The sequence below is a fragment of the Sorangium sp. So ce375 genome (assembly GCF_051473855.1).
Taxonomy (GTDB): Bacteria; Myxococcota_A; Polyangia; order Polyangiales; family Polyangiaceae; genus Sorangium.
The window spans coordinates 9,869,506-9,882,147 of record NZ_CP150335.1 but is presented as its reverse complement, the minus strand read 5'-3'; the positions used below and the strand labels follow the sequence as shown (position 1 = coordinate 9,882,147).

The window sequence follows — 12,642 nt, the reverse complement described above, 5'->3', positions numbered from 1 at the left end:
GTTCGCGCCGCGTCAGTGCGCCGCTGCGTGCCGCGCGGGCCGCGCGTTCCACACGCGGGTCGCCAGCGCGAAGCCGACGAGCGCGACCGGGAGCATGGCAGCGGGCCATGGCATCCAGTTCCCCGGGTGCTTCGCCGCGTCGCCCGAGGGCAGGATGCTCCCGTAGAGGAACGATTGCGCCGCGGTGCCCAGGTAGACGAAGCCGTCGATGATGCCAGTCGCGACGCCCGCGTTCCTCTTGCCGCCGAAGTCCATGCTCGCGGTCCCGGACAGCATGCCGTGGACGCCGATCACGCAGAGGGACATGAACACCACCGTCCACCCGGCGATGGGGAAGCTCAGCGTGAAGAGGACGACGACCGCGCCGAACACGAGGCCTGCGTACAGCACCGAGGCCACGGGGCCCCGGCGCGACTCGAAGACATGATCGGAGATGAAGCCGGCGAACACGCCGCCCAGGATGCCGGCGATGCAGAGGAGCACGCCCCAGTGCGTCGACACGAAGCCCTTGAGCCCCGTCTTGTCGGCGAAGACGAGGTACCACTTCATGACGGCGTTGCGGAGGAAGCCGCTGCAGAACTCGATGGCGACGATGATCCAGATGACCCGTTGCGAGAACATGCGCCGCGCGACGTCGATCGCCCCCGATCGCTCGCCGGTGTCGCCCGAGGACGCGTCGGCGGTGTCGAAGTCCTGGAATCCCGCCTGGCCTGGCGTATCGCGGATGAGGAAGAGGTCGAGCGCCAGGAACCCGAGCAGCAGCAGGGCGGGGACGTGGAAGACCCACGGCATCGGCAGGTGTTTGGCGATGAACCGGCTCCAGTCGTAGGCGAAGTAGAGCCCGAGCGAGATCAGGATACCGAAGACGCCGCCGAGCATCCCGCGCTCGCGGACGTGGAACCAGGGCGCGTTGACCTTGACGATGGATACGGCGCCGAAGCTCTGGAAGTACATGTTGGCGGAGAAGAGCACCGTCATCGCGGTGACGGCGGTGGGGTGATCGAGCTGCCCTTCCTGGGCGAAGCGGACGGCCACGCCCATCAGCGCGTTCATGAGCGCGGATCCGCCCGCGGCGAGCAGGATGGTGGCGCGCCCGCCCCACCGGTCGGTGAGGGGCCCGTTCAACAGGAAGGCGACCCCGTAGACGGCCGAGCCCCAGCCGTCGATGTTCCCGAACTCATGCTTGCTGACGAGGTGCAGCGCGTCGAGCTCCGGCGCGTTGGCGGAGAGGTTGTACCGCCCCATGTAGAGGAAGGCGTACGTGAGCCCGAGCGGAAACCAGTTGAAGAACCGCCGGCGCCGGAACTCCTCCGAGTGCCCGAGATCGATCTTCGGCAGCCGCCGCATGACGACCGTGATGGCCGCGAGCAAGAGCAGGATCGGCAGCAGCTGATTGAGCCACGCAGGCATGGATGCCCTCCGCCTGCGGACGATAACGGCCCCCCGCATCAGCGGCCATGCCTTAGCGCTCCCCCCGATCGCCCGCTCGCTCGAACTCCGTCCCTGAGGTCGCGGCGCATGTGGTGACGCGTTGCTGTCCTGAGAGACATCCGACGGAGCCGCGGTCAGCCGCGGTCGGCCGCCGCGGGATCGATCTCCTGTCCTGAGAGCTGCCGGAGGGGGCCCTCCGCGAGGGCCCCCTTCAGGATCACCCCCCCCGCCCGCGGAAGATCGCGTGGCGGAAGAAGTTGATCTGGCTCTTGGCGAACTCCTTCGCCGCGTCCAGCCGGTCCCCGTCGCGCGACGAGCTGCGGATCAGGAGCTCCCCGTTCTCGTAGAGCTCCCGCGTCTTGCTCCGCTGGAGCTTCCCGCTGGAGGTCTTCGGCAGCACGCCCGCCCCGACCGCCACCACGTCATCGACCGTGAGCCCCATGGCCTGCTGGACGACGCGGCGCACCTCGCCCTTCAGCGCCTGCTTCTCCTGCTCGTCCGACGCCGGGGTCTCGAAGACGACGACCACGCGCTCGCGATCGTTGTGCGGCTTCATCGTCCCGAACGCGATCACGTTGCCCTTCCGGACCCCGGAGACGCGGCTCGCCTCCCACTCGAGATCCTGCGGGTAGTAGTTGCGCCCGTTGACGATGATGACCTCCTTCGAGCGCCCGCAGATATAGACCTTGCCGTCCGCGAGGTACCCGAGATCGCCGGTCCGCAGCCAGCCGCCCGCGAACGCCTCCTTCGTGAGATCCGGCTCGTTGAAATAGCCGGGCATCACGCTCGGGCCCCGCAGCCGGAGCTCCCCGACCTCGCGATCGCCGAGCGGGCGCGCGCTCTCCGCGTCGTCGGACGCGAAGACCCCGATCTCGTGCCCCTCGAACGCCGAGCCGCACTGCACGAGCGACGACGCGCCCTCGCTGTCGGCCGGGACGGGCTTCGCCTTGCCTTCCTTCCACAGCGTCTCGCCGTCCACCGCGTCGGTCTGCAGCCCGGCCCCGAGCGCGCTGAACGACACCGCCAGCGTGCTCTCGGCCATGCCGTACGAACAGACGAACGCCCTCTCGTCGAAGCCGACCGGCGCGAACTTCTCGGCGAACGCGCGCAGGTTGTCGGCCCGGATCGGCTCGGCGCCGCACCCGGCGACCCGCCACGTCGACAGATCGAGCCCCGCCATCTCCTGCTCTCGGATCCGCTTCACGCAGAGCGCATAGGCGAAGTTCGGCCCGAACGACACGTTGCCCCGGTGGCGCGTGATCGTCTCCAGCCAGCGCACCGGGCGCTTCAGGAACAGGAGCGGCGGCAGGAACGTGACCGTGTTGACGTAGTACAGCGGCGCGATCACGAAGCCGATGAGCCCCATGTCGTGGTAGAGCGGCAGCCACGATACGCCGGTGTCGACCGACTCGCGCACCGCCAGGCCGAGATCCACGATCGCCCGCACGTTCGCCGCCAGGTTCGCGTGCGTGAGCACCACGCCCTTCGGGCGCGACGTCGAGCCGCTCGTGAACTGGAGGAAGCACACGTCGTCGAGCTCGACCTTGACCGGCTTGAGCTCCTCGCGGGAGCCCCGGATGCCCTCCACCGCCACGATCTGCTCGAGCTCCGGCGCCTGCGCCTGGATCGTGCCGAGCATCCGCTTGATCTCGGCGCTCGTGAGCAGGACCCTGGCGCCGCTCTTCGCGACGGTGTGCAGCGTGTTCTCGAGGTAGCCGGTCAGCTTGCCGAGGCCGGTCGGCGGGTAGATGGGCACCGGGACGATGCCCGCGCGGATCGCGCCCAGGAAGGCGAAGATGAAGTCGGCGTTGTCCGGCAGGATCAACGCGACGCGATCGCCCTTGCGGAGCCCGAGCGCCTGGAGCGCGCCGCCGAGGCGCGCGCTCGCCCGCTCGATGCCCCCGTGCGTGAAGAACGGCTCGTTCTCGCTCGACTCCTCGATGAAGCGATAGCCCGTCTTCGTGCTCGCCGCTGCGTCCTCGATCGCCTGCGCGACCGTCCGCGGTTTCCAAACAGCCGTCATCCCGAGAGCCTTCCTTCGTTCTTGAGCCGGAGCTCGATGGCCGTGACGACGTCGGCGACCGTGTCGACCTCGCGCAACATATCGTCGGGGATCGAGAGGTCGAACTTATCCTCCATATCCGCGACGATCTCCATCACTCCCAGCGAGTCGAGGCTGAGATCGGCGACGAGATGGCTCGACTCCTCGATCTTTACCTCGCCGGCCGTGTGTCCTTCCAGGAGCTGGATGATCTCTGCCCGCAACGTCTCCCGTGTCCACGTCATCCTCCGTTCCTACCCCAACTGCGGCGTGGCGAGGAGGGGCTTGCTCGGCCGCGAGGCCGCACGAATGCGGCCCCGCGCTCCCTGAACAGGCGGTCGCGCGTGCATCAGGGACGGGCGGCGTCGACGATCTCGCGCAGCCGACTGAGCCCCTCGATCGCCCGCGCGCCGTACCACATGAGGTCCTTGCCGTCGCACCTGATCACGTGGCCACGGCGTGCAGCGGGGATGTCAAGGGAGCGAAATATTGCCGCGTCGGCGTCGCTGAAGGCGTGCGGCTCATCGGGGAGCAGGACGAGCTCCGGGGCGCGGGCGATCACCTCGTCGAGGGTCACGCGGGGGTAGCGGAGGTCGCGGCCCTGGACGCGCTCGGGCGGGAGCGGCGGCGCCTTGCCCAGGTCGGCCGCGAGCGGGTAGCGCCGGGGCCGATCCTCGAAGACGTTCTGCGCGCCCACGAGGTCGAGCATGTCGGAGACGAACGTGTCGCCATGGACGGTCATCAGCGGATCCATCCAGATCGGGACGAAGGCGCGGATCGGCGGGCGCTCGCGGCGCCTCGCCTCGGCCGCGGCGTGGGCGCGGTAGGCGGCCGCGACCTGCTCGCGCGCGGCCGCCGGCGGCCGCGACACGCCCGGGGCGCCGCCCTCCGCGTACGCCGCGGGCGCGGGAGCGCCGGGCCCCGCCGCGGCGTGCCCGAGCAGGCGCGCCAGCCGGGCGAGGTGCGCCATGCCGTCGGCGACCCGCTTCGGGAACGAGACGAGCACCCGGAGCCCCGCGTCGTCGAGGCGCTCGATGTCGCGCTTGCTGTTCTCCTCCTGGTTCGCGACGACGACGTCGGGGGCGAGCGCGGCGATGCGGTCGACGTCGGCGTCCTTCGTGCCGCCGACGAGCTCGATGCCCTCGACGTCCTCGGCGGGCGCGACGCAGTAGCGGGTGCGGCCGACGAGGAGATCCCGGGCGCCGAGCCGGAGGAGCGAGTAGGTGTCGCTCGGGACGAGCGACACGATGCGCCGCGGAGGGGTGCGCCACTCGTGCTTGCGCCCCCGGTCGTCGACGATGCGGATGAACGACCCGGCAAAGGCCGGTCCCCAGCCTGCGCTGAACGCCATGCGCCGGGTGTAGCCCGCCGCCGCGCGCGCTGCACGCGAACTGACGTGGACCGCGCGGCGCCGCGCCCGAGCGGCACGGCGCGGGGGCTGGACCGCGCGGCGTGCGTCCACTTAGTTGGCCCACGCGGGCGAAGTCTGCGACGACGGCTCGTGCAGATCGATCGCCTCGATGTGCGTCGCGGAGGCACGCTCCCGTACCCGCCTTCCGGCCTGCCCTCTCTTCCCCGCGGCGCCGCGCGCGAGGACGCTCCGCTGCGCCGGGCCGCGCCCCGCGGAGGGCGGCTGCTGCCGTGCCGGATCGGCCGCTACACGCTGTTCGATCACATCGGCCACGGAGGGATGGCCGATCTCTACCTGGCCCGGGTGCGCACGGACCTCGGCGCCGCGCGCCTCGTCGCCATCAAGGAGGTCGCCCCGCGGTTCGCGCACGACCCGCGCTTCATCGAGATGCTCGCGAGCGAGGCCAGGCTCGCGGCGGGGCTGCGCCACGCGTCCGTCGTGCAGGTCGAGGACCTCTGCCGCGAGGACGGCTCGCTCTTCATCGCGATGGAGTACGTCGAGGGCCTCGACCTGCGCGAGCTGCTCCGCCGCTGCGCGCGCCAGAAGGTGAAGTTCCCCGTCGCGTTCACGCTGCTGATCCTCGCTGAGGCGCTCCAGGCGCTCGCGTACGCCCACCGGAAGGGCGTCGTGCACCGCGACGTCTCGCCGTCGAACGTGCTGCTGAGCTTCGAGGGCGAGATCAAGCTCTGCGACTTCGGCATCGCCCGCGCGCACGAGCGCTGCGGAGGAGGGGCGATGGACGAGGCGCTGCAGGGCAAGGCCGGCTACATGAGCCCGGAGCAGGCCCGGGGCGAGGCGCTCGACGCGCGATCCGACGTCTTCGCGGCGGGCATCCTGCTCTGGGAGCTGCTCGCCGGCCGGCGGATGTACAGCGCGGGCCCCGGGGCGGCGCTCTCCAAGGAAGCGGCGCGGGGCGACCTGCTCGAGCTCGCGCGGCGCGCGTCGATCCCGCCGCTCGCGGAGCGCGGGCTCCCCGATGAGGCGGTGCTCCACGCGATCGTGGCGCGGGCGCTCGCGGCGGCGCCCGACGATCGCTACCCGAGCGCCGCGGCGATGCTCCAGGACATCGCCGCCTACGCGGCGGCGGCCGAGCTGACGGCCAGCCCGCTGCGCTTCGGGGCGTGGCTGCGCGACAACTTCGGCACGGAGCTCGTCGCGGCCCGCCGGGCGCGAGAGCGCGCGGTGCGCGCGCTGGAGCTCGGCCCGCCCGTGGTGATCGAGCCGATCGCGACCGCGGCCGCCACGCCGCGCGCGATCGAGGCCGGCGCGCACGGCGCGATGGCGGCGGCGGCGCCGGCGGCGATGGAAGCCGCCGCGCAGCTCGCGATGGAGGCGGCAGCGCCGGCGGCGATGGAAGCCGCCGCGCAGCTCGCGATGGAGGCCGGCGCGCACGGCGCAGAGCTTGCCGCGCGGGCCCTGGCCGAGCCGCCGTCGCCGTGGGCCGGGGTGCAGCCTCCGCTCGCTCGCCCGCGGCAGCGCTGGCACGTGCCGCTGCTCGTGCACGGCGCGCTGCTGTTCGCGCTCGCCGTGCTCGTCATCGCGGGCTGCTATCTCGCGGCGCGCTAGCGCCGGCTCGGGCGACGCGAACGTCGCACCTCGCCCCCGTCCGGCGCACCGCCGCCCGTCGCGTCAACCCGCGTGGGCGATCGGCGCTTCGGGCACGGGCACCTGCGCCTCCGGCCTCCGCGCGCACGCGTCGTTGCCGATGCCGACGCCGTAGCGGTAGATGAGCTCTCCGCCGAGCCAGCCGCTCGCCCCCGCGAGGCCGAACCCCGTTGTCGACAGCGCGATCCCGAGCGGCCGCAGCCCGACCGCCCGGGAGGCGAGCGAGGCGCCGTACAGGCCGGCGATCGCGAGGTTCATGGCGCCGTGGACGAAGCCGACCCGCTTCGCGGGACCGAAGGTGGTGCTCCAGTCGGCGAGCCCGGCGAAGGTGGCCACGAGCGCCCCGCCGAGGCCGATGGCCACGGTCGCGTCCGCTCCCCGATGGAAGCGCCGCTTGCGGCCGATGCCGGCGAGATCGAGCACGAGCCCGCAAGTCCAGGCGCCGAGGGGGATGGTCACGAGCACCGGGTGCAAGGGATGCCCGAGGAATTCGCCGTGCAGCACCTTGGCGACCGTGGGCGCTCGCCTCAGGACGGATTGGATGCCGCGCTGAAGCGGGTCGGCGATCCGGTCGATCCAGTCCTGCTCCTCGATTCCCCCCAAGACTGCGGTTCCGATCATGTCCCCTCCTCCGAGGCGCGTGGTCGCGCAGATGTCCAGCGCATGGCGCCCGCCCCGCCGGCCGTCCAGCGGTGAACCCCGGATCCCGAGCAATCGGCGGACCCCGCGGAAGCGAGTCGAGCGTTCCCATCCTCTCCCGCTCCCGCGGTGTGTGCCTCTGCGACGCGCGAGCAGGCCGCGCAGTTCGCTTCTGCAACGGTGCTCTACCGAAATTTCAGGTTCGAAATTGGCGAGCGCCCCAACTGAAGTGAAATACGTTCGGATCGCGAACATCTCGGATGGCACGGACGGTGCTCTATGTCCGGACAGCGCTGCCGGCGCGGCCTTCCCCCCCCCCGAGGCCCCGGCGGCGCGTTTTTTTTGGACTCTTTCCTTTGCGTGCCCGGCACGGGGCCCCCGCGTACGTCCTGCCTTCCTCGTCCCGGGCGGCGTTCTCTGGTATCTCGCCCGTGCCGCGCCGCGCGCGGCCTTCCCGGAGCGATGCCCCTCCTCGCCGACGTCGCGGTGCCCGTCCCGCTCTCGCAGGCCTTCACCTACGAGGTCCCTGCCGCGCTCGCCGGCGAGGTGCGGCCGGGGGCGCGCGTCCTCTGCGAGTTCCACAGGCGCAAGCTGCTCGGCGTCGTGCTCGCCGTGAGCGAGCGCAGCGCGGCCATCGATCCGTCGAAGATCAAGCCGCTCGCGGCGCTCGTCGACGCGCGCCCCGCGCTGCCGGCGGAGCTGCTCTCCTTCCTGCAGGAGCTCGCCGCTTACTATTTCGCGCCGATCGGCGAGGTCCTCCGCCTCGCGCTGCCGGCGATCGAGCGCGAGCAGGTGCGCGCGCTCAAGGCTCAGGCCGAGCTCGACGGCGTCCTCGACCTCGGCCGGGCCAAGCAGGTGGGCGGCCGCAAGGTCGCGTACGCGAGCGCGACCGACGTGATCGAGGAGCCCGGCACGCTCCGCGGGCAGGCCGCGGCGGTGCTCGCGCTGCTCCGGGCGAACGGCGAGCAGCCGGTCGCGCGCATCGAGGAGCGCTTCGGCAACGCGCGCAACGCCCTGAAGAAGCTCGCCGAGCGCAACCTCGTCGCCCTGGACGAGCGCGAGCCGCCGCGCGACCCGTTCTTCCGCCGCGCCGAGGAGCGCGACGTGCCGCCCGAGCTCAACGCGGCGCAGGCCGAGGCCGCTGCGCGGATCGACGCGGCGCTCGCGGCGCTGTCGCTGCCTGCGCCGCCCGGGGGAGGGGAGCACCGCGCGAGCGGTCAGCAGGAACCGCGGCGCGTCGCGCAGGAGCCGCGGCCGAGCGCGTTCCTCCTCTTCGGCGTGACCGGCTCCGGCAAGACCGAGGTGTACCTGCGCGCCATCAAGAGCTGCCTCGAGCGCGGTCGCGGCGCGCTCGTGATGGTGCCGGAGATCGCCCTCACCCCGCAGCTCGTCGCGCGCTTCCGCGCCCGCTTCGGCGACGAGCTCGCCGTGCTGCACAGCGGGCTGAGCGACGCAGACCGCCACGCGATGTGGGCGAGCCTCCACGGCGGCAAGGTGCGCGTCGCCATCGGGGCGCGCTCCGCGCTGTTCGCGCCGGTGCCGGACCTCGGCCTCATCCTCGTCGACGAAGAGCACGACGGCTCGTTCAAGCAGGAGGAGGGCGTGCGCTACCACGCGCGCGACATGGCGCTGCTCCGCGCGCACCGCGCCGGGGCGGTGTGCGTGCTCGGCTCCGCGACGCCTTCCATCGAGTCCGTCGCGCTGGTGCGCCGCGGCAAGCTCGTCGAGCTGCGCCTGCCGGACCGCGCGCACCGCGAGGCCAGCCTCCCCGAGGTCTCCCTCGTCGACCTACGCCGCTTCGGCGCCGGCCCCTCGGGCGACCCGCTGATCTCGCTGCCGCTGCACCGCGCGCTCGAGAAGACGCTCGCGGCGAAGGAGCAGGCGATCCTCTTCCTGAACCGCCGCGGCTTCGCGCCGAGCGTCGTCTGCGGCTCGTGCGGGACGCTGACCACGTGCGAGGCCTGCTCCGTCGCGCTGACGTACCACCGCGGGCGGCGCCGCGACGCGCGCCCGCCGTCGCCGGCCGGCGCGCCCGCGCCGATGGCGCCGCCCGACGAGCGGCCGGAGGGGGGCCGGCTGCGATGCCACTACTGCGACTACGCGGGGCCGCTGCCGGACCGCTGCGGCGCGTGCGGCGCGCGGAACCTGCTGCTCGAGGGGCTCGGCACCGAGCGGCTCGAGGCCACGATCGCCGGCTCGTTCCCGGAGGCGCGCGTGGCGCGCCTCGATCGCGACGTCGCCGGCAAGGACCGATCGCAGGCGATCCTCGCGAGGATGCGCGAGGGCAAGATCGACATCCTGGTCGGGACGCAGATGGTCACGAAGGGCCACGACCTGCCCAACGTGACGCTCGTCGGCGTGGTGAACGCCGACGCCGCGCTCGGGCTGCCCGACTTCCGCGCGTCCGAGCGCGGCTTCCAGCTGCTCGTGCAGGTCGCCGGGCGCGCCGGGCGGCGCGACCGCCCGGGCCGGGTGCTCATCCAGACGCGCAACCCCGAGCACCCGGCGATCGCGTTCGCCGCGGCGCACGACGTGCCCGGCTTCCTCGAGCGGGAGATCCGCGACCGCGAGGAGGTGGGGTATCCGCCCGCCACGCGCCTCGCGCTGCTCCGGATCGACGCGGTCGACGAGGGCGCGGCGCGCGGCGCCGCGGCGAAGCTCGCGGCGCACGCCCGCACCTGTCCGGAAGGGCTCGCCCGGCGCGTCGAGGTGCTCGGCCCGTCGGCGGCGCCGATCGCGCGCCTGCGCGCTCGTTACCGGTTCCGGGTGCTCCTTAGGGCGCGCGATCGCGGCCCGCTCCGGGGGGCGCTCGCGGCGCTGGCCGGGCTGATAAGGGACGGCCTGGACCGGAACGTTCGGGTGATCATCGACGTGGATCCTGTCGCCATGTTGTGAAGGCGATCCGCGTGGAGACGGGCGCGCTCGCCGCGCCCGCGGCGCGCTGCGCGCTATCTGAGTGCGGTGTGGCCGGGCGCGGTGTGGCCGGGCGCGGTGAGCTCGCCGAGCTCGTCGCGCGACGCGCGCGAGAGCCGCTCGAACTCCGCGCCCAGCCAGTCGAGGAACGCCGCGTCCCACGTCGGCCCCTCCGGGCGGGAGGCGACGGCCTCGGCGAGCTCGCGGTCCCAGCGGCCGTAGACGTCGCGGAGGAGCGCGTGCGCCCGGCGGCTCCCGGCGGACGCGGGATCCGCCTTGCCGTCCGTGCGCTCGGCGAAGGCGTCCTCGCAGAGGAAGTAGTTGCACGTCGCGGCCCGCCGCTCGGCGGGGACAGTGCAGCCGCGCGCGCCGTGATAGACGCACTTCGACTGCCGCGGGGCCGTGCGCGCCTCGCGCTTCCGCACGCGCCGGAGCTCGAGTCCGCGGCTCACGGGGACCAGGTTGCCGGCGGCGATCTGCTCGAGCAGCCAGCCGCGACCGGCGAGGGAGACGATGCGCCCGATGTCCGTCCAGTCGAGCTCTGGCGGGCTGACGCAGCACCCCGCGGGGCCTTGCGGGCACTGCGCGCACAGCGTCGAGTGCAGCCGGGTGTGCTCTCCTGAAAGCTCCAGACGGATCATCCAACCCCTTGCCGACCCCCGAGGGGCCGAGACACGCGCTCGCTACAGCGCACATCCTGCCAGCGGACTCGCCAGCAATGGCAGAAGCGCCCCGCGGTTGCAACCGACGCAACCGACGCTGACCCCGCGTCGGCCCGAGCGGCGACCAAGCGCCCCTCCTCACCGGCATAGCGCTCGCGAAGCGCGAGAACTCGCACTCCCGGGCGCTCTTGGAGGAGCTGAATCAGTTATAGTAAGTAATGGACATCGACGCGTACCCCCGCGCGAATGCCGAGAGAAGGGTGCGATCGTCCTTTTCCGGCCGCAGCGGGAGTTGATAGGCTGCGCCGGCCATGAGCGATGCGCTTCCCAAGGAGGTCGGTCGGGCCATTCGCGTGCTCCGGCAGCTGCACGGGCTCACTTACGCCGAGTTTGCCGAGAAGGCGCGCCTCTCGGCGACGTACCTGCGGCAGGTCGAGCGCGGCGAACGCGATCTCGGGCTCGGCGCGCTGGCGCTCATCGCACAGGGGCTCAACTGCGATGCTCGGCTCCTCCTGCCCGGCGACGGGAGGAGCCCGGTCTCCGCGGTCGTCGCCGATCGCTTCGATCGCGCGCCCGAGGCGCTCCAGGAAGCGCTCCTCTTCCTGCTGATCGAGCCCGACGACTCGCCGAAGAAGCAGGCCATCCTCGCGCTCATCAACGAGGATCCGGAGCGCGCGCGGCTCCGCTCCCGGCCTCGGTCGGAGGAGCGCGGGTCGCGGGGCTCCGCCCCCTCGTCATCGAACCGGCGCGGGCGATGAGCCCCTGGGCCCTCAGGGCCCGGACCAGATCGTGACGCGGGGTGGCCCTGCGCCGGACTCCGGACGGGCGCTGCCCCGCGCCTCTGTCCCGGGCATCGACGCGAGGCGCCGCGCGGCCAGGTGCTGAAACGCGGCGAGCGCTCGGCTCCGCCGTTTGTACGCCGTCGAGAGGGGGATTCCGGCCTGGCTCGCGAAGTCCGCCATGGGGACGCCCTCGATGTCGTGGGCCATGAGGATCGCGCCGAACTCGCCGTCGAGCTCGTGCAAGACCGAGCGCACGAACAGGCGATCGCACGCCGAGATGATCTGCTCCTCGGCCGAGGGCTCATCGAGCTCCGCGTCGAAGTCGTCCGGCAAGGGATCCTCCTTCCGGCGCCGCTCGCGCAGCCCGTAGTGGGATGCGGCGTGGACCGCGATCTTGTTCAGCCAGCGATCGGGCGGCCCGAGCATCGGATCGTAGTTCCCGAAGCTCTCGTGCGCCGCGAGCATGACGTTCTGCGCGATGTCCCAGCGATCGCGGCGCGGGATCCCCAGGAGGCGAAGCCAGCGGCGCACGAGCACGATCGTTTTCTTGTTGAAGATCCGCCAATAGGCCCCTTCCCTGTCGTTCGGCGGCCCTGAACCGTGGCCTCCACGCCCCGTTCCCGACATCGCGTAACGATCGTTATCACAAGAAACGTAACTTGCAAAAACTGGTCGACGCGATCGCAGGCAGAATTTGATCGAAAGAGTGGGCTGATGTGGGTCGAGGTGGGCGCCTCCTGTGGCGCCCTCCGCCTGCGGTTTGCGCGGATGCAGGCAGAATCGCTCGGAAAAGCGCCGCTTGACGATGGTTCCTGAGGTGTAACGATCGTTCCTCCCCAGGACCTGCTTGAGGCGGCCCTCTCCCGGACCTGCTTGAGGCGGCCCTCTCCCGGACCTGCTTGAGGCGGCCCTCTCCCGGACCTGCTTGAGGCGGCCCTCTCCCGGACCTGCTTGAGGCGGCCCTCTCCCGGACCTGCTTGAGGGGGCTCCTGTCGTCGTCGGCCACGCTCCGCGCTGGAGAGCTCCGGCCCGGGCCCTGCGGCTCGAGCCCCGCGGTCGGGCTCGGCGTCGGCCTTGTGCAGCGGAGGCAGCCGGGGCCTCCTCGCCGAGGGCGGGCGCGGCCGCTTTCCTCGCTGGACGCCGCTGCACCGCGCCGGT

The 12,642-nt window shown here is 72.4% G+C and carries 10 protein-coding genes; 3 read left to right on the top strand and 7 right to left on the bottom strand.

Annotated features, from left to right (window positions below; translation table 11 throughout):
• Positions 1-12 precede the first annotated feature (12 nt).
• The 4 genes from WME90_RS36885 to WME90_RS36870 form a co-directional block, all read right to left on the bottom strand.
• The gene (locus WME90_RS36885) at positions 13-1,410 is read right to left on the bottom strand and encodes an MFS transporter (RefSeq protein WP_437276757.1); all 1,398 of its coding nucleotides are present in this window, start codon (positions 1,408-1,410) and stop codon (positions 13-15) included.
• Between the two features lie 238 nt (positions 1,411-1,648).
• Positions 1,649-3,454: a fatty acyl-AMP ligase gene (locus WME90_RS36880; RefSeq protein ID WP_437276756.1), complete on the bottom strand. Its 1,806-nt coding sequence runs from the start codon at positions 3,452-3,454 to the stop codon at positions 1,649-1,651.
• Positions 3,451-3,717, bottom strand: a complete 267-nt coding sequence (locus WME90_RS36875; RefSeq protein WP_437276755.1) for an acyl carrier protein — start codon at positions 3,715-3,717, stop codon at positions 3,451-3,453. The genes WME90_RS36880 and WME90_RS36875 overlap by 4 nt, the downstream gene beginning before the upstream one ends.
• Positions 3,718-3,821: 104 nt before the next feature.
• Complete coding sequence (locus WME90_RS36870; protein WP_437276754.1) at positions 3,822-4,823, bottom strand: helical backbone metal receptor; 1,002 nt, start codon at positions 4,821-4,823, stop codon at positions 3,822-3,824.
• A gap of 150 nt (positions 4,824-4,973) precedes the next feature.
• Between WME90_RS36870 and WME90_RS36865 the strand changes: the two genes are divergently transcribed.
• Positions 4,974-6,449 carry a serine/threonine-protein kinase gene (locus tag WME90_RS36865; RefSeq protein ID WP_437276753.1) on the top strand — a complete coding sequence of 492 codons (1,476 nt, stop codon included), beginning with the start codon at positions 4,974-4,976 and terminating at the stop codon, positions 6,447-6,449.
• A 63-nt stretch (positions 6,450-6,512) separates the two neighbouring features.
• Here WME90_RS36865 and WME90_RS36860 read toward each other — a convergent pair whose 3' ends face one another.
• Positions 6,513-7,109, bottom strand: coding sequence for a DUF2231 domain-containing protein (locus WME90_RS36860; protein ID WP_437276752.1), 597 nt, complete (start codon positions 7,107-7,109; stop codon positions 6,513-6,515).
• A 480-nt stretch (positions 7,110-7,589) separates the two neighbouring features.
• On the opposite strand from WME90_RS36860, the gene priA reads away from it, so the two are divergent.
• A complete protein-coding gene (gene priA / locus WME90_RS36855; protein WP_437276751.1) occupies positions 7,590-10,022 on the top strand; it encodes a replication restart helicase PriA in 2,433 nt (810 codons plus the stop codon).
• A 53-nt stretch (positions 10,023-10,075) separates the two neighbouring features.
• Here priA and WME90_RS36850 read toward each other — a convergent pair whose 3' ends face one another.
• Positions 10,076-10,681, bottom strand: coding sequence for a hypothetical protein (locus WME90_RS36850; protein WP_437276750.1), 606 nt, complete (start codon positions 10,679-10,681; stop codon positions 10,076-10,078).
• A gap of 332 nt (positions 10,682-11,013) precedes the next feature.
• On the opposite strand from WME90_RS36850, the gene WME90_RS36845 reads away from it, so the two are divergent.
• Positions 11,014-11,460, top strand: a complete 447-nt coding sequence (locus WME90_RS36845) for a helix-turn-helix domain-containing protein (RefSeq protein ID WP_437276749.1) — start codon at positions 11,014-11,016, stop codon at positions 11,458-11,460.
• 12 nt (positions 11,461-11,472) lie between these two features.
• Here the strand turns inward: WME90_RS36845 and WME90_RS36840 are convergent, their stop codons facing one another.
• Complete coding sequence (locus WME90_RS36840; protein ID WP_437276748.1) at positions 11,473-12,111, bottom strand: RNA polymerase sigma factor; 639 nt, start codon at positions 12,109-12,111, stop codon at positions 11,473-11,475.
• Positions 12,112-12,642 lie beyond the last annotated feature (531 nt).

Coding starts and splice junctions, on each gene's coding strand:
- WME90_RS36860 (WP_437276752.1), bottom strand. CDS start 7,109: ATGATCGGAACCGCAGTCTTGGGGGGAATCGAGGAGCAGGACTGGATC.
- WME90_RS36880 (WP_437276756.1), bottom strand. CDS start 3,454: ATGACGGCTGTTTGGAAACCGCGGACGGTCGCGCAGGCGATCGAGGAC.
- WME90_RS36840 (WP_437276748.1), bottom strand. CDS start 12,111: ATGTCGGGAACGGGGCGTGGAGGCCACGGTTCAGGGCCGCCGAACGAC.
- WME90_RS36885 (WP_437276757.1), bottom strand. CDS start 1,410: ATGCCTGCGTGGCTCAATCAGCTGCTGCCGATCCTGCTCTTGCTCGCG.
- WME90_RS36870 (WP_437276754.1), bottom strand. CDS start 4,823: ATGGCGTTCAGCGCAGGCTGGGGACCGGCCTTTGCCGGGTCGTTCATC.
- priA (WP_437276751.1), top strand. CDS start 7,590: ATGCCCCTCCTCGCCGACGTCGCGGTGCCCGTCCCGCTCTCGCAGGCC.
- WME90_RS36845 (WP_437276749.1), top strand. CDS start 11,014: ATGAGCGATGCGCTTCCCAAGGAGGTCGGTCGGGCCATTCGCGTGCTC.
- WME90_RS36850 (WP_437276750.1), bottom strand. CDS start 10,681: ATGATCCGTCTGGAGCTTTCAGGAGAGCACACCCGGCTGCACTCGACG.
- WME90_RS36875 (WP_437276755.1), bottom strand. CDS start 3,717: ATGACGTGGACACGGGAGACGTTGCGGGCAGAGATCATCCAGCTCCTG.